The organism is Clostridium sp. 1001275B_160808_H3 (assembly GCF_015550425.1).
GTDB lineage: Bacteria > Bacillota > Clostridia > Clostridiales > Clostridiaceae > Clostridium.
Genome location: NZ_JADNAT010000021.1, coordinates 25,410 through 42,711, shown reverse-complemented (window position 1 = coordinate 42,711; position 17,302 = coordinate 25,410). Strand labels below are relative to the sequence as shown.

At 26.8% G+C, this 17,302-nt stretch carries 14 protein-coding genes and 1 riboswitch; all 14 genes read left to right on the top strand.

All coding sequences use genetic code 11. The features are described 5' to 3' along the window. The first annotated feature begins 88 nt into the window (after positions 1–88). Complete coding sequence (gene araA, locus I2A75_RS14395; protein ID WP_195265725.1) at positions 89–1,582, top strand: L-arabinose isomerase; 1,494 nt, start codon at positions 89–91, stop codon at positions 1,580–1,582. A gap of 115 nt (positions 1,583–1,697) precedes the next feature. Next, positions 1,698–3,173 (top strand): alpha-N-arabinofuranosidase, encoded by a 1,476-nt coding sequence (locus I2A75_RS14390; RefSeq protein WP_195265723.1) that lies wholly within the window; start codon positions 1,698–1,700, stop codon positions 3,171–3,173. Position 3,174: 1 nt separating this feature from the next. Beyond that, positions 3,175–3,429, top strand: a complete 255-nt coding sequence (locus I2A75_RS14385; protein ID WP_195265721.1) for a DUF6171 family protein — start codon at positions 3,175–3,177, stop codon at positions 3,427–3,429. A 148-nt stretch (positions 3,430–3,577) separates the two neighbouring features. Next, on the top strand, positions 3,578–5,812 hold the full coding sequence (locus I2A75_RS14380) for a glycoside hydrolase family 127 protein (RefSeq protein ID WP_195265719.1): 2,235 nt from the start codon (positions 3,578–3,580) through the stop codon (positions 5,810–5,812). Between the two features lie 281 nt (positions 5,813–6,093). Continuing rightward, positions 6,094–6,912, top strand: coding sequence for an aldo/keto reductase (locus tag I2A75_RS14375; protein WP_195265717.1), 819 nt, complete (start codon positions 6,094–6,096; stop codon positions 6,910–6,912). 343 nt (positions 6,913–7,255) lie between these two features. Beyond that, complete coding sequence (locus tag I2A75_RS14370; RefSeq protein ID WP_195265715.1) at positions 7,256–7,654, top strand: hypothetical protein; 399 nt, start codon at positions 7,256–7,258, stop codon at positions 7,652–7,654. A gap of 187 nt (positions 7,655–7,841) precedes the next feature. Next, positions 7,842–8,972, top strand: coding sequence for a DEAD/DEAH box helicase (locus I2A75_RS14365; RefSeq protein WP_195265713.1), 1,131 nt, complete (start codon positions 7,842–7,844; stop codon positions 8,970–8,972). Positions 8,973–9,169: 197 nt separating this feature from the next. Further along, a riboswitch (purine riboswitch) is annotated at positions 9,170–9,269 on the top strand. A 149-nt stretch (positions 9,270–9,418) separates the two neighbouring features. Next, positions 9,419–10,408 carry an adenosine deaminase gene (add, locus tag I2A75_RS14360; RefSeq protein ID WP_195265711.1) on the top strand — a complete coding sequence of 330 codons (990 nt, stop codon included), beginning with the start codon at positions 9,419–9,421 and terminating at the stop codon, positions 10,406–10,408. A 212-nt stretch (positions 10,409–10,620) separates the two neighbouring features. Further along, positions 10,621–11,244: a plasmid pRiA4b ORF-3 family protein gene (locus I2A75_RS14355; RefSeq protein ID WP_195265709.1), complete on the top strand. Its 624-nt coding sequence runs from the start codon at positions 10,621–10,623 to the stop codon at positions 11,242–11,244. Between the two features lie 165 nt (positions 11,245–11,409). Beyond that, the gene (locus I2A75_RS14350) at positions 11,410–11,679 is read left to right on the top strand and encodes a hypothetical protein (RefSeq protein WP_195265707.1); all 270 of its coding nucleotides are present in this window, start codon (positions 11,410–11,412) and stop codon (positions 11,677–11,679) included. A gap of 130 nt (positions 11,680–11,809) precedes the next feature. After that, the gene (uvsE, locus tag I2A75_RS14345) at positions 11,810–12,784 is read left to right on the top strand and encodes a UV DNA damage repair endonuclease UvsE (protein WP_195265705.1); all 975 of its coding nucleotides are present in this window, start codon (positions 11,810–11,812) and stop codon (positions 12,782–12,784) included. Between the two features lie 127 nt (positions 12,785–12,911). After that, positions 12,912–13,100 (top strand): hypothetical protein, encoded by a 189-nt coding sequence (locus I2A75_RS14340; protein WP_195265703.1) that lies wholly within the window; start codon positions 12,912–12,914, stop codon positions 13,098–13,100. A gap of 393 nt (positions 13,101–13,493) precedes the next feature. Continuing rightward, positions 13,494–15,260 (top strand): methyl-accepting chemotaxis protein, encoded by a 1,767-nt coding sequence (locus I2A75_RS14335; RefSeq protein ID WP_195265701.1) that lies wholly within the window; start codon positions 13,494–13,496, stop codon positions 15,258–15,260. A gap of 255 nt (positions 15,261–15,515) precedes the next feature. Next, the gene (locus tag I2A75_RS14330) at positions 15,516–17,063 is read left to right on the top strand and encodes a glycosyl hydrolase family 18 protein (protein ID WP_195265699.1); all 1,548 of its coding nucleotides are present in this window, start codon (positions 15,516–15,518) and stop codon (positions 17,061–17,063) included. Positions 17,064–17,302 lie beyond the last annotated feature (239 nt).

Here is a 17,302-nt window from a genome sequence, read left to right as displayed (position 1 = left end):
ATTAACAAGTGATTGAATTAAAAAGTTTTTAAGCTATTTTATAGGACATAAAATAATTAATTTAAAGTAGAATTTAGGAGGGGTTAATATGTTAAGAGTTAAAGAATATAGTTTTTGGTTTGTAACAGGAAGTCAAGATTTGTATGGCGAAGAAACATTAAAGCAAGTTGCTGTAGATTCTCAAAAAATTGTAGAAGGATTAAATGAAGTTGATAGCATTAAATACAATATAATTTATAAGCCAACAGTTAGAAATGCTAAGGAAATATATGATGTTTGCTTAGCAGCAAATAATGATGAAAATTGTGCAGGAATAATTACATGGATGCATACATTTTCACCAGCTAAAATGTGGATTAGAGGTTTATCAATCTTAAATAAACCACAACTTCACTTCCACACACAATTTAACAGAGATATACCATGGGATACTATGGATATGGATTTTATGAATTTGAATCAATCTGCACATGGAGATAGAGAATTTGGATTTATAAATGCGAGAATGGGAAACAAGAGAAAGGTTATAGTTGGACATTGGCAAGATGAAGAAGTTCATAAAGATATAAATAAGTGGATGTCTGTTGCTGCTGCATTTGTTGAAGGCCAAAATATAAAAATAGCTAGATTTGATGATAATATGAGAAATGTTGCTGTAACTGAAGGGGATAAGGTTGAAGCTGCAATAAAACTTGGATGGACTTGTGATGCCTTTGGGATTGGTGATTTAGTTGAGGAAATAGAAAAGGTTACTTCTAATGAAGTAGAAGAATTAATTAAGATTTATGAAGAAAAATATGATTTTTGTGAAGAAGGAAAAATAGAAGGCAGTGTTAGAAATGCTATAAAATATCAAGCTAAGGTTGAAGTTGCATTAAGAAGATTCCTAGAAAAAGGCGATTATACAGCGTTTACTACCAACTTCCAAGTACTACATGGAATGGAACAATTACCTGGACTTGCAGTACAAAGACTTATGGAAGATGGATATGGATTTGGAGGAGAAGGGGACTGGAAAACTGCTGGATTAGTAAGGTTAATGAAGATAATGTCAAATAATATTGGAACATCATTTATGGAAGACTATACTTATCATTTTGAGCCAGGAAATGAAATGATATTAGGTGCTCATATGCTAGAAGTTTGTCCAACGGTTGCTGCAAACAAGCCAAGAATAGATGTAAAACCTTTATCAATTGGAGATAAAAATGATCCAGCTAGACTTATATTTAGTGGCCAATCAGGAAAAGCTGTATGTGCTTCATTAATAGATTTAGGCGGAAGAATGAGATTAATAATAAATGAAGTAAATGCTAAGGAAGTAGAAAAAGATTTACCAAACCTTCCTGTTGCAAGAGTTTTATGGACTCCAGAGCCATCATTAAAAGTTGGAGCTGAAGCCTGGATACTAGCTGGTGGAGCTCATCATACTTCATTTTCATATGTAGTTGATGCAGAATCATTATGTTATCTTGCAGATATGTATGGCTTAGAAGCAGTTGTAATAGGAGAAAATACTAATATAAGAGATTTCTCAAATGAATTGAAATGGAATAGCATTTATTGGATGTTAAATAAATAATGAATTGATGTTGAAACAATTCAAAATCAAGGTGAATTTAAAGTTAATGTAAAAACTAAGATTAATATAAATATAAAAATATACGATTCAAGAAAGGGTAACAAAAGGTGAGGAAATGGCTAAATATATAATAAATACTGACAAAAAGATTTCAAAAATAAATAAGGAGATATATGGACATTTTTCTGAGCATTTAGGAAGATGCATTTATGAAGGAATATATGTTGGAGAAAACTCTGATATACCTAATACAAATGGTATGAGAACAGATGTTGTACAAGCTTTAAAAGAAATGAAAATACCAGTTTTAAGATGGCCAGGTGGTTGTTTTGCAGATGAGTATCACTGGAAGGACGGAATTGGGCCAAAAGAAAAAAGAAAAAAACTTATAAATACTCACTGGGGTGGAACAATTGAAGACAATAGTTTTGGAACACATGAATTTATGGAGCTATGTAGGCAACTTGAATGTGAACCCTATATAAATGGAAATTTAGGTAGTGGTACAGTTCAAGAAATGTCAGAATGGATAGAATACCTAACTTTTAATGGTGTATCTCCAATGGCTGATATTAGAAAAGAAAATGGACATGAGGAAGCTTGGAAGGTTAAATATTTTGGAGTAGGAAATGAAAATTGGGGTTGCGGTGGAAATATGACGCCAGATTTCTATGCAAATATGTATAGAAGATATCAAACTTATTGTAGAAATTATCCTGGAAACAAATTATATAAAATAGCTTGTGGTCCAAATGACAATAATTATAATTGGACAGAAGAGGTAATGAAAATAGCTGGCAATTTTATGGATGGTTTAAGTTTGCATTATTATACTTTCCCTGGAGGATGGTCTGATAAAGGTAGCGCTAGAGAATTTGATAATGAAACCTGGTATAAAACATTGAAAAAAACTCTTAAAATAGATGAGTTTATAAAAAATCATATAAATATAATGAATAAATACGATAAAGAAGAACGAGTTGGTTTAATTGTAGATGAATGGGGGAGTTGGTATGATGTTGAACCAGGAACTAATCCAGGATTTTTATATCAACAAAATACAATGAGAGATGCCCTTATTGCTGGTATTAACTTAAATATTTTCAACAAAAATTCAAAAAGAGTAAAAATGGCTAATATAGCTCAACTTGTAAATGTACTACAATCTGTTATTTTAACAGAAGGCGAAAATATGGTATTAACACCAACATATCACGTCTTTAATATGTATAAAGATCATCAAGAAGCAACTCTTTTAGAAAGTTATATTGAAACTAAAGAAATAGGATTAGAAGAAGATAATTTAGTACCTAATTTACATGAATCAGCTTCAATAGATAAAGATGGCAGAATAATATTTACTATTAATAACTTATCCATAACTGATGATTATAAAGTGGAAACAGAATTATTAGGTAAAAAACCTACAAATATTACTGCAAATATATTAACTAATGAAATGACAGCTTGCAATACATTTGAAAATCCAAATGTAGTTAATGTTGAAGAATTTAATAATTTTATAGTAACAGAAAAAGGATTAAACTTCACAATTCCAAAATGTAGCGTTATGAGATTTATTATTGAATAATATGAGTAAAACATTTTGCAGACGATGTCTTATGGATGAAGTTTTAAGTAAAGAAGAATATGTTCATATGAAAGAATATATTTCTGCAATAGATGATTATATTAAGGCTAGCGAAGAAGAGTATAAAAGAAGATTAAATATATGCAAAGAATGTGATTCATTAATAAATGGAATGTGTAAATTGTGCGGATGTTTCGTTGAAATTAGAGCTGCTGTTAAAAAGAATTATTGTCCTAACAAAAATAAATATTGGTAAAATAGTAGGCTTGTAAAAATATGAAATAGGCAAAGTAGAGATATTTTAGAAATAAGAAATAAAAAATAATATCAATTTAAGTACTAAAAGTATAAGAATTGATATTATTTTTTATATTAAAAACTATTAAAAGTTGAGAGGTTAATATATGAGTAAAATAAAGTTGTTAAATGGAATATTTAAAGAATCAGAAAGTAAGGGAAAGGAATACTTACTTTATTTAGATGTTGATAGATTGTTAGCACCATGTTATGAAGCAATTGGATTAGAGCCTAAAAATAAAAGATATGGTGGTTGGGAAGAAAGAGAAATAAGCGGTCATTCACTTGGTCATTATCTTTCAGCACTATCATATATGTATGTAGCAACGGAAGATGAAAAAATTAAAAGAAAGTTAGATTATGCAATAGATGAGCTAGGATATTTACAAGATATAGAAAAGAGTGGATATGTAAGTGGTTTTAAGAAAGATTGCTTTGATAAGGTTTTTAGTAAGAATTTTAATGTAACAAGATTTGATTTAGGTGGCAGTTGGGTTCCGTGGTATAGTATCCATAAAATTTATGCAGGTCTTTTAGATTCATATAAGCTAACAAATAATAAAAAAGCCTTAGATATATTAATAAAGTTATCAAATTGGGCAAAAAAAGGATTGGACAATTTAACAGAAGAAGAATTTGATAAAATGCTTTATTGTGAGCATGGCGGAATGTGCGAAGTTATGGGAGAGTTATATGAAATAACTAAAAATGAGGATTACTTAAAACTAGCAATAAGATTTATAGATAAGGAAATTATATATCCTCTCATAGATGAAAAAGATGAACTTGAAGGTAAACATGCTAATACTCAAATACCTAAAATTCTTGGAATTGCAAAGCTTTATGATATTACAAAAGAAGAAAAATATAGAAAAGCTAGTGAATATTTTTGGAATATAGTTACAAGTAAAAGGTCATATGTTATTGGAGGAAATAGCATAGATGAACATTTTGGAAAAGTAGGAAGTGAAACTTTAGGGGTTACAACAGCTGAAACTTGTAACACTTACAATATGTTAAAACTTACAGAATATTTATATAAGTGGAATCATGACACTAAATATATGGATTATTATGAAAAAGCATTATATAATCATATACTTGCATCACAAGATCCAATAAGTGGAATGAAAACATACTTTGTATCAACAAAACCAGGCCATTTTAAGGTTTATTGTTCACCAGATAACTCCTTTTGGTGTTGTACAGGAACTGGCATGGAAAACCCAGGTAAGTATACAGGGAATATATATTACGTAGATGATAATAACGTATATATAAATTTATTTGTTGCTTCTAACATAGAATTAGAAGATAAAAATGTAAAAATAAAGCAAATTACAGATTTTCCGAAAGAAGAAAAAACAAAGATTATAATAGAAGAAACAAATGATTTAATGTATGAAATAAAAATAAGAATTCCTTATTGGTTAAATGGAGATATTAAAGTTTCTCTTAATAATGATGAAATAAATTATAAAAAAGAGGAAGGATACATTTCTATAAGTAAGCTATGGAAAAAAGGTGATGTTTTAAATATTAATTTAAATATGAATTTGCACATTTATACATCAAGAGAAGATAAAAATAAAATTTGCTTTATGTATGGACCATTAGTTTTAGCAGGAGCCTTTGGTAGAGAAAATTTCCCAGAAACTGATATATTAGAAGATCACTTAAAATTGAATCACTATAAATGTATAGATGTATCTATGATAATAAGTGAAGATAATAAGCTTATGGAAAATATTACGAAAATAGAAGATCAAAGCTTAGAGTTTAAACTGAATTTTAATAATGGAAATGTCAATAATTTTGTGAAATTAAAGCCATTTTATGATATTCACCATGAAAGATATAGTATTTACTTTACTAAAATGACTAAAAGTGAATATGAAAACAAAGGATTATTTAGCTATAATGAATTATTAGAAAGTATAACTATAGATAAAATTAATTTTAACGAGCAGCAAATGGAAATAGAACATAAACTAAGTACTAAAAATTCAATTTCAGGTTATTCTTTAGAATATAGCATGGGATATAGAGAAGCACTAGATAAGGGACATTTTAGCTTTTTATTAGAAGCAGGATTAGAAGATGAGCTATATTTATATTTAAATAAATTAAATCAAGATAAAACTTCATTTGCCATTTATGTAGAAGATAAATTGTTAGAAAAAGAAATTATTGAAAATGAAGAAAAGAATGGTGTATCATATTACCTTTACCATATTCCAAAGGAGATTATAAAAGAAAAAATAGAAATAAAAATAAAAGCAAGAGGGAATTTATCAACGGGAAAGATATTTTCAGCTAGACTAACAAGTGGAAGAATGTAAGTTAATAGGAAGTGTCGAATCAGTTTGTAAAGAATGATACATCAAGATATTGTTATCTATTTTTATCTTTTAATGCTCTAGCATAATATGCTGGTTATAAATATGAGAATAGCTTTATTAATATTTTTATATCTATATACTAATACTATCCTATATAATTAAATTTTAATTTAATTTTTTATGTGTAAATTTAATATTATATCTTTTTTATCAAAAGTTTCTAATTTTACAAATTAGATATATAATAAATATACATTAATAAAGTATCTAGGAGGGCAAAAATGAATATAGATAGCAAGATAAAAATGAATACTGGCACTGAAATTTATCAATTTGGATTAGGGGTTTGGCAAAGTGGTCCTGAAACTAAAGAAGCTGTTCTTGATGCATTAAAAGCAGGATATAGGCATATTGATACTGCAGCAGCATATAAAAATGAAGAAGCTGTAGGAGAAGCGATAAGAGAAAGTGGAATTCCAAGAGAAGAGTTGTTTATAACAACAAAGCTATGGAATCAAGATATGAGAGATCATAAAGTAATGGAAGCTTTTGAATTAAGCTTAAAGAAACTTGGCTTAGATTATGTAGATTTATACTTAATACATTGGCCAGTTAAAAATGAATATATTTCATCATATAAAGTAATGGAAGAAATTTATAAAAGTGGCAGAGCAAAAGCTATTGGAGTATCAAATTTTAAAACTCATCATCTTCAAGATTTATTAGATAATACAGAAATTGTTCCAGCAGTAAATCAAATGGAGTTTAATCCTCAAATGCAAGACAATGATATTTTAGAAATGTGTAGAGAAAAAGGGATTGTATTTGAAGCTTGGTCACCACTTGGCTCAGGAGCTTGCCTTGATGATAAAGGAATAATAGAAATAGGTGAAAAATATAACAAATCTGCAGCTCAAGTTATTATTAGATGGTTATTACAAAAAGGAATAGTAGTATTCCCTAAATCAGTGCATGAATCAAGAATAAAAGAAAACGCAGATGTATTTGATTTTAACTTAACAAATGAAGATATGAAATTAATAGATGGAATGAATAGAAATTTAAGAACTGGTGCTGATCCTGATAACTTTGATTTTTAATATATTTAGAAGAGTTTAGTTAGAAGTGTTCATATATTATGATTAAAATAAATTAAATTAAATACTATAGAGAAAATGTATTCAAGCATACTATTACTATCAGAAAATGTTAAAGTTAATGAAGTAGAAGTCTATTTTATAAATAAAGCAACATAGACTTAATATCTTTATTTTAAAAATAGGTATATAGTGAATTATTTGTAATTTGATTTGCCTTTTATTTGAAATATATACTAAAGTTTTTAAAAAGTTTATATATAATGAATATTATATAGGCTTAAATGAATATCATATAGGCTTAAATGAATATCATATAGTAATAATATGAATGGGAGAGATAAAAATGATCAATGTAGATACCAAGTTCAATAATTTATTAAAGAAGAATATTAAGGAAAAAGAAAGGGTAGATATAGAAATAGTAAAATTTAATGAGAAAAAGATAGAAATTACAAAAGATATTGAGGAAATTAATGTTGTATTAGATTATTTTAAAAATCAAAGTTTAATAAATAAAGAAGAGGATAATATTAAAAATTTAATATTAAAACGTTATATAAGTTTAGGATCTGTTAAGGATGTTATAGAAGAGTTGTGTCCTCCAGAGTTTGGAAAAGAAGGATCAAGAGATTTAAGAAAATATAGTTATTCAGAAGTTATGAAAATATTGGATGAGGATAATAGTTGCGATGAATACTTAACTAAAGTTGCTAGAATAGTAAGAAAATATAATAGTAAATAAGTAAATAAAAAATTCTATGTTGGTTAAACAATATAGAATTTTTTCGTTGTAATAAATAAAAATATTGAGTTATATAAACTTATAAAAATGTATAAATCTAAACTTATAAATAGTAATATATTTTGACAATCTTCTAAACTATTGATAAAGTTAAGAGGCACATAATTTAATGAAAGAGGTACTAGTTATGGAAAAGAGTTTTGAAAATCTAAAAATAAATGAAAAAATAATTAGTGGATTAAATGCTATGGGAATAAATGAACCCACTGAAATACAAGAAAAAATTATTCCATTGGCCCTAGAAAAAGTTAATTTAATTGGACAATCAGAGACAGGTACAGGAAAAACCCTAGCATACCTTTTACCTATAATTGAAAACATAGATATAAGCAAAAAAGAAATGCAATGTATAATATTAGCACCAACTCATGAATTAGCTATTCAAATAAATAATACTATAAATGAAGTAAAAAAGGCATCAGGTTTAGAAATTACCTCTACACCTTTAATTGGAAGTGCTAATATAAAAAGACAAATAGATAATTTAAAAGCAAAACCACATATTTTAGTAGGATCATCAGGAAGAATTCTAGAATTAATAAGAAAAAAGAAAGTAACTGCTCATACAATAAAAACTATTGTAATTGATGAAGTAGATAAGCTTTTAGATAAAAATAATCTTCCAACTGTAAAAGATATAATAAAGGTTACACCAAAGCTAACTCAAGTTATGATGTTTTCAGCTACATTAAATGGTAAAACTTTAGATATTGCTAAAACTTTAGCAGAAGACATAAAAGTAGTTTCAGTTAAGAATAACAAAGTTAATGAGAATATTAATCATAATTACATAAAGACTGATAGTAGAAAGAAAGTTGAAACTTTAAGAAAACTTTTAAATGCCTTAAAATCTCCAAAGGTTTTAGTATTTAATAATGATAGCTATACAACTAACACTGCTGTTGAATATTTGACATTTAATAATGTTAAAGTAGCAGCTATTGGTGGAAATGGAAAGATGGAAGATAGAAAAAGAGCTTTAGAGAACTTTAGAAAAGGTAAAATTAATGTTTTAATTGCTTCTGATATAGCAGCTAGAGGTTTAGATATAAAAGGAATAACTCATGTTGTTAATTTTGATATCCCAGAAGATTCTAAAGACTATCTACATAGAGCAGGTAGAGTTGGAAGAGCAGGAGAAACTGGTGAAGTAATTTCTTTAGTTGATGATAAAGAAGAAAAAATAATTAAAATGCATGAAAAGAGTTTTAAAATAAACATTCCAGAAAGAATTCTTTATAGAGGAAATATAGAATAGTAATTACTTAATTAAGGGGCTGCCGCATAAAGCAAGCTAATGCAAAATGAAGAATGTGAAATTTTGTATTTTCAATTGTGCGGCTGCTCTTTTTTATTTATTAACTAAATATAAGCAATATCAATATTATGATATAACACATCAAAATTTTATGTTGACTATTCATGTATATATGCTAAAATAAATATTAATTTAAATAAAGATACATTAAATACCTTCGTATAACCCTAATAATATGGTTTAGGGGTTTCTACCAAGAGCCAAAAATTCTTGATTACGAAGAAATCATTTTATTTGTGATTTCTTCGTAATTAAGAATTTTTTTATATCTAAATATATTTAAATTAATAATATATTGTTGATTTAATCTAAAACTAAAGTAGTTTGTTTGTATATTGAGAAGATTATTTTTTACATATATAAGAATTTTAAGGAGGACTAATTTTATGGATATTAATAACTTACCTAAAATAGAGCTTCACTGTCATTTAGATGGTAGCTTAAGAGTTGAAACGGTTATAGAGCTTGCTAAAAAAGAAAATATTCTATTAGACAGTTATGACTATGATTACGTTAAAAATTTATTAACTATTGCAGAGGATTGTGATTCTTTAGATGAATATTTAAAGAGGTTTGATTTACCTAATGAAGTTCTGCAAACAAAAGAAAATTTAAGAAGGGCATCTTATGAGTTGTTAGAAGATGCTGCAAAAGAAAATGTTAAATATATAGAAGTTAGATTTGCACCAATATTTCATACAAAAAAAGGACTAGCTTTAGAAGAAATTATAGAAAGTGTTATAGACGGCATAAAAGATGCTGAAAATAAGTATGATATAAAAGGTAATGTAATAATTTCTTGTATTAGAGGATTAGATTTAAATCATGTATATGAATCTATAAGAGCAGGAGAAAAATACCTTGGAAAAGGTGTTGTAGCAATAGATTTAGCATCATCTGAAAAAGAAGATTTTGCTTATGAATATATAGAAGCAATGAAAATTGCAAAGGAAAAGGGATTTAGAATTACAATCCATGCAGGAGAAACTGGATTCGGTAAAAATGTAAGAGATTCCATAAATCTTTTAGGAGCGGAAAGAATAGGACATGGAGTATTTATATATAATGATGAAGAAGCATATAATCTAGTAAAAGAAAATGGAATAACATTAGAAATGTGCCCCAAAAGTAATGTAGATACAAAAGCTGTAAATTCATATGAGGATCATCCTATATATAAATATCATAAAGATAATATTAAAGTTAACCTTAGTACGGATAATAGAACAGTTTCTAATATAAATTTAAATGAAGAAACAAGCAAATTAATTGAAACATTTAAAGTAAATCTAGATGAATACAAAGAAATTTATATAAATAGTGTTAATGCGGCTTTTTGTGATGATGAAACAAAAGCAATGCTTTTAGCAATATAATTAAGTGCCCAAGGGGATATACCCCTTGGGCATTTATTATTAGACTAAGGAAATTATTAATTTGATTTGAAGTTAAAATCAATAATGTTCACTTATGTAATTGGAAATATAATCAACTATTAATTACTCAAAATATTAATATAATAAGTATTATAGGAATAAATGATTCAAATACCAAGATACTTTTAAAATATAGGAAAAGGATATAGATTATGAGAGCATATAAGATAAAAATAGAATTAAGAGATAGTGAACCATTGATATATAGAAGAGTTATAGTTCCTTCTAATATTAGTTTTGAAAAATTACATAATATAATTCAGATTTCCATGGGATGGAGAAATAGTTATTTATATGATTTTAATATTAAAGAAGAAAATTTAAGAGTTACTTGTGATAAAGAAGCAATATCTGAATATGAACTTTATTCTAAATTAAAGTTAAATGAAAAAAATGATCCTCATGGATTTATAAAGAATATGCTTAAAATTAAACCTAAACTTAGTAGTGAAGTTAATGTAGATTATTATTTAACTAAAAGTAAAAAAATTGAATATGTATACGATTTTGGCGATTACTGGAAACATGATATTATTGTAGAAGAAATAATTGAAGATTATATAAATGATTATCCTAAATGCATTGAAGCAGAAGGAAATTGTCCACCTGAAGATATCGGAGGAATAGAAGAATATATGGAATTTTTAGAAGTAATTAATGACAAAAACCATCCTGATTATGAAAATGTAGCCTTATGGGCAAGTAAACAAAATTATAAAGAAGGTTTTGATATTGAAAGTGTTAATATCCTTATGAAAGAAATAAATAATATTTAAATTAAATCTAATTTTATATTAATTAATTAAATGCACTAAGTTTACTTCTTAGTGTATTTTTATATTAAAACAAAATTTTTATATAAAGATAATCCTTTATATACCAAATACTAACATGGTAAAATAAGGTATAAGGTAATATTACAAAAATATAAAGGATAATGTATGAGTGAAAAAATATATAATGTTTTAAATACTATTTTTATTATCATAGTATTAATATTATTTCTATTAACAACAATTAACAATGATATATTCAATATAATACCTCAAATTATACTTTTATTTTCAGGAATTTCTATTACTATAAATGGGAAATTTAAATATAAAAAATACTCTAGAGTATCATTTAAGGAGCAATTTATATTAGGTATATGTGTAACTATATTAGCTATAGTTTATTTAACTGGTACAATAATATCTATATCTCAATAAAGATTAGCTAATAGAGAATTAAATATAATAGTTCGAGTGAGAATAGAATTTTGCATATTTTAAATTTATAAATGTAATTTTTTTATCAGGGAATACTACTCTTAAATAATGCTTAGATAGGAGAATACTTATGATAGTAAGACTTGGATATGTTGCTATTTCAAACATATTAGGCAAAAAGGTAACAAGCTCTAGTACTGTTACTTTTGCAAATTATAATAAAATTACATCAGAAGAAAAGAGATTAGAAAAGTTAAAAACTGTGGCTTTATCAAATTTAAATGCATTACAAGAATTATTAAAATATAACATAAAAAATAATATACATTTTTATAGAATAACATCAGCATTAATTCCTTTAGTAACTCATCCTGAAGTTGGATATTGGGGACATAGAGAAATATTAAAAAAAGATTTTGAATATGTTGGGAAGCTGATAAAGGATTCTAATATGAGAGTCGATACTCATCCAGATGAATTTAATGTTATAAATAGCAGTAATACTAAAGTTGTTCAAAATACATTAATAAACTTAATGAGACAAGTAGAGTGGTTTGAAGACATGAATTATAAGCAAGGTAAAATGGTAATTCATGTAGGTGGAGCAACTGGAGGAAAAGAAGCAGCAATAGATAGATTTATTAATAACTTTAATGAATTTCCTAAAAATCTAAGAGACAAATTAATTATAGAAAATGATGATAAAACATATACAGCTAAAGAAACCTTAAAGTTATGCAAAATATTAAATATACCTATGGTTTTAGATATTCATCATCATAATTGTAATAATGAAGGAGATGACATTGTAAATATTTTAGGTGATATATTAAGAACTTGGGATAATGAAAGCTTGCCACCTAAGATGCATTTTTCATCGCCTAAAGATACGACTTTAATTGATAAAGTTGATAAGAAACATTCAGACTTTATAAATCCATATGATTTTATAGAATTTATGGAAATTTTGAAAATATTTGATAAAGATATAGATGTAATGTTAGAATGTAAAGAAAAAGATGTTGCTCTATTTAAATTAGTTGATGATATAAGAGAAATTAAGCCTAAATATAAATGGATTGATGAAACTACTTTAAAGATATAAGTTATATAAGCTTTCAATATAAAAAAACTTATATTATAAATAACATATTTAATAAATGGGGGTGAGTAATATTTTAATATCTTTAATTTTTTTTATAATATTATTAATATATCTTATATGTAGAGTTATGCAACATGATATGGAAGATAAAAAACTAATGTTCATATCTATTTTTACATTTTTAACAGGAATAAGTATCTCATCTCTAGTTTCAAATGGTGATGATAAGTTTAGCTTTTTTGCAAAGCTAATAGCATCTATATTTATGGTTTATGGTTTTATTTCAGGAATACAGTTTTTAAGAAGAAAAAACTAAATTAATTATACTAATTAAAATAACTATGCAAAAATAATCACTTCATTATTTTTGCATAGTTATTTTAATATTTATATAGAAAACTACAGTTATATTTTAAGGAATTTAGAATTATAAATTTAAGTTTTATTATATTAATAAAAATATATAAGTACAATACATTTTATAGTACAGTTTCATCTATAACATACGAATATTTATATATGAGAAAATCAAAAACGTCTGAAACATATAGAATAATATCATTAAGGTATATACAATATCAAAATGAAATGATGTTTCTTTAATTCTATTTAAAATAGCATTAAACATAATACAGGATAATTTTTGAAATTTTAATGTGTGTTTTAAATGGGATTATATACTAAAGATTTATAATAAGGAGGACTATTCATGAATAAAGTTAAGTACAAACTAATTATTGTTACGATGTTTATATCTCTAGTAACAGCTTTAATCATAACTGCTACTATGACTTTTAAAAACATCCAAAGTAATAGCAAATTATTATCTATTCAAAAAGAAAGTTTAAATGAAGATTATGATCAAAGAATAAAGGAGCAAGTAGAAATTGCTATTTCCATGATAGATGGACTTAATGAAAAAACTAAAACTGGAGTACTTACAGTTGATGAAGCTAAAAAACAAAGTGCAGAGTTACTAAGAAATTTAAAATTTGGTGAAGAGGGTTATTTCTGGGCAGATACTGTAGAAGGAGTAAATGTTGTATATTTAGGAACTGATACTGAAGGGAAAAATAGACTTAATGATAAAGATGCTAAAGGAAATTATATGATAAAAGATATAATTGAAAATGGTAAAAAAGAAGAGGGAGGATATACTGAATATTGGTTTCCTAAAGCGGGAGAAAGTGATGCATCTCCTAAAAGAAGCTATAGTAAGCTTTATAAGCCATTTAATTGGGTAATAGGAACAGGAAATTACATAGATGATATTGATGAAATAATAGATGCTAGAGAAGCTATAGTAAAACAAGATTTAGTAAATAGTATAGTTATTAATATATTTTTACTAGCAGGTTCACTATTAATAGCTATAATTTTAGCTTTTATTTTAAGTAAGCAAATAACCAATCCACTTATAAGAATAAAAGATTTTGCAATTAGACTATCTTCTTATGATTTTAGCCATTCAATTGACTTTAAAAGTAAAGATGAATTTGGAGAAACTGCAAATGCATTAAATAAAGCACAGGAAAATGTAAGTAACTTAGTAAAATTAATTATTGAGGATTCTGAAAATATAGGAGCTTCGTCAGAAGAACTTTCAGCAACAGTAGAAGAACTATTTTCTAAAATTGTTATAATTGATGAAGCTGTTGATACTATTGCTTCTGGAATACAGGAGTCTGGAGCTGTAACAGAAGAAATAAGTGCATCAATTGAAGAAGTTGATGCAAGTATAAATATATTATCTGCTAAATCTATGGATGGAAGCAATATATCAAATGCTGCAAAGAAAAGGGCTATAGAAGTTAAAGATAGTAGTAAAAAAGCAATTGAAGAAACAAGAGAAGTATATACTCAAAAGAAAGAAAAGATGGAAAAAGCAATTGAAGATGGTAAAGTTGTAGAAAGTATAAAAGTTATGGCAGATACTATAGGAAGTATAGCTGAGCAAACTAATTTACTTGCATTAAATGCAGCTATTGAAGCAGCAAGAGCAGGGGAACAAGGAAAAGGTTTTGCAGTTGTTGCAGATGAAGTAAGAAAATTAGCTGAACAGTCAGCTGAATCAGTGAAAAATATTAAAGAAACTATTTTAAAAGTACAACATGCATTTAAAAGTAGCATTGAAGCAGGAAATGATATACTAGAGTTTGTTAACACTAATGTAAATTTACAATTAGATGCATATGGTGAAACAGGTAATAAGTATCATGACGATTCTGAATTTGTAAGCCAAATGTCTGATGAAATTGCTGCTATGTCTGAAGAAATAACAGCTACAGTTGGACAAGTTAGTGATGCTGTACAAAACATGGCTGCATCTTCACAAGAATCTAGCGAAAAGGCAGAAGATATTAGAGAAAGCATGAGAGAAACTACAAAGGCAATTGAGCAAGTCGCACAAACAGCACAAAATCAAGCAGAACTTGCTCAAAAATTAAATGAAATTGTTCAAAAATTTAACATATAGATAATTAAAATGAACTAGCCTACTTGCTTGGGGCTAGTTAATTATTTTTTATAATATATACTAAAAAATATATTGTGTATTATATTTACATGATATCAAAATAATGTAAAATGTAATTAAGGGCGCTTAGTTATTTTATTTATTTTGGAGGTGATATTTATAGAATCTTAAGATATATATCTAAAAGATAAATATTAATCGTGATAGACAGAAGATAAATAATTTTAAAAGGTATGTATAAGGGGAAGGGATAATATGTATAAAAATTTCAAGAAAATCTTATCACTGTTTATTGCTACACTAATAATAATGACTATTACGCCAAGTTCAAAATTTAAAGCTGATACCAATATAGCTGGTAATGGAAGATTACTTGTTGGATATTGGCATAATTTTGATAACGGAGCTGGGATTGTTAAAATAAGAGATGTAGATCCAGCATGGGATATAATAAATGTTTCATTTGGAGAGACATATACAGATAGAGCAGTTGTAGAGCTACATCCAGTTTATGATGAAAAGGAATTCATAGCCGATATCGATTATGTACAAAGTAAAGGTAAGAAAGTAGTTTTATCTTTAGGTGGTGCAGAAGGTACAATTCAAGTTCCAACAGATGCAGCAAGAGAAAAATTTATGACATCACTTACAGGTTTAATAGACAAGTATGGATTTGATGGAATAGATATTGATCTTGAAGGTGGAAGTGGAATGATACTTCAACCTGGAGATACAGATCTTAAAAATCCTACTACGCCTCAAATAGTTAACTTCATTAAGATTATCAAGGACTTAGTAAAAAAATATGGAGACAATTTCATTATAAGTATGGCTCCAGAATTATCATATGTTCAAGGTGGTAATACTGGTTATGCAACTAATTGGGGGGCATATCTTCCACTTATAGATGCAGTAAGAAATGAACTTGATTATTTACAAGTTCAACACTATAACTGTGGAGGAAATATGGCCCTTGATGGAATTACCTATAATCAAGGAACAGCAGATTTTCAAGTTGCTATGGTAGAAATGCTATTACAAGGATTCCAAACAAGAGCATCAAAAAATAGCTTCTTTGCTCCATTAAAGCAAGAGCAAGTAGTAATTGGTGTTCCAGCTTCACAAAAAGGAACATTAAATCCAAATTCAGGTTATATTCCACCAACAGAAATGCTTAAAGCTTTAAATTATTTAATAAAAGGACAATCCTATGGTGGTTCTTATAAAATGATAGGAGAGAAATATCCAAATCTTAGAGGAATAATGGCTTGGTCAATAAATTGGGATAACGTAAACAATAAAGAATTTGTTAAGAGCTATAGACCATTTTTTGATTCATTATCTGAAGTAGTTCCAGAAAAACCATCACTAAAAGCGGCATCAGTTAAATCATCAGCAGTTGCTAATAAAAGCTACTCATTAACTATTAATGTGCCAACTTATAATACTGCAACATCATATGAGCTATTTGAAAATGGCAAATCTATAGCAACAGGTGCATTAACATCAGGATTAACATCTGTTCAAACAGTTAAAAAGGATTTTACGAATAAGGCTTATGGAACTTATACTTACTCAGTAACAGTAAAAGATGCAGCTGGTGTATCTGTAACTTCAGCAAACTGCGTAGTAGAAGTTAAAGAAGTTGAAGTACCATCAGTACAAGAATGGCAATCAGGAGTTAGTTACAAATTAGGAGATAAGGTAACTTATCAAGGAAAAACTTATGAGTGTATATTTGCTCACACATCACATATGGGATGGTTACCAGGAACAGTTCCTACTTTATGGAAGCAATTATAAAATTGCCAAAATAATAAAAAATATATAAATAAAGTTTTATACAAAGTAGCTAATTATAATTTTATAGTTAGCTACTTTTCTATTATGTAAATTTTCAAAGTAATTTTATTAATAAATCATATTAACAAATATAAAAGTAATATAAATAGTATATACATATTATATATTATTAAAATTCTATAAATTCTAATAAGTACTATACTCAATAAGTTAAATTAGTATTTTAATAAGATTATGAG

Coding starts and splice junctions, on each gene's coding strand:
- araA (WP_195265725.1), top strand. CDS start 89: ATGTTAAGAGTTAAAGAATATAGTTTTTGGTTTGTAACAGGAAGTCAA.
- I2A75_RS14390 (WP_195265723.1), top strand. CDS start 1,698: ATGGCTAAATATATAATAAATACTGACAAAAAGATTTCAAAAATAAAT.
- I2A75_RS14385 (WP_195265721.1), top strand. CDS start 3,175: ATGAGTAAAACATTTTGCAGACGATGTCTTATGGATGAAGTTTTAAGT.
- I2A75_RS14380 (WP_195265719.1), top strand. CDS start 3,578: ATGAGTAAAATAAAGTTGTTAAATGGAATATTTAAAGAATCAGAAAGT.
- I2A75_RS14375 (WP_195265717.1), top strand. CDS start 6,094: ATGAATATAGATAGCAAGATAAAAATGAATACTGGCACTGAAATTTAT.
- I2A75_RS14370 (WP_195265715.1), top strand. CDS start 7,256: ATGATCAATGTAGATACCAAGTTCAATAATTTATTAAAGAAGAATATT.
- I2A75_RS14365 (WP_195265713.1), top strand. CDS start 7,842: ATGGAAAAGAGTTTTGAAAATCTAAAAATAAATGAAAAAATAATTAGT.
- add (WP_195265711.1), top strand. CDS start 9,419: ATGGATATTAATAACTTACCTAAAATAGAGCTTCACTGTCATTTAGAT.
- I2A75_RS14355 (WP_195265709.1), top strand. CDS start 10,621: ATGAGAGCATATAAGATAAAAATAGAATTAAGAGATAGTGAACCATTG.
- I2A75_RS14350 (WP_195265707.1), top strand. CDS start 11,410: ATGAGTGAAAAAATATATAATGTTTTAAATACTATTTTTATTATCATA.
- uvsE (WP_195265705.1), top strand. CDS start 11,810: ATGATAGTAAGACTTGGATATGTTGCTATTTCAAACATATTAGGCAAA.
- I2A75_RS14340 (WP_195265703.1), top strand. CDS start 12,912: ATGCAACATGATATGGAAGATAAAAAACTAATGTTCATATCTATTTTT.
- I2A75_RS14335 (WP_195265701.1), top strand. CDS start 13,494: ATGAATAAAGTTAAGTACAAACTAATTATTGTTACGATGTTTATATCT.
- I2A75_RS14330 (WP_195265699.1), top strand. CDS start 15,516: ATGTATAAAAATTTCAAGAAAATCTTATCACTGTTTATTGCTACACTA.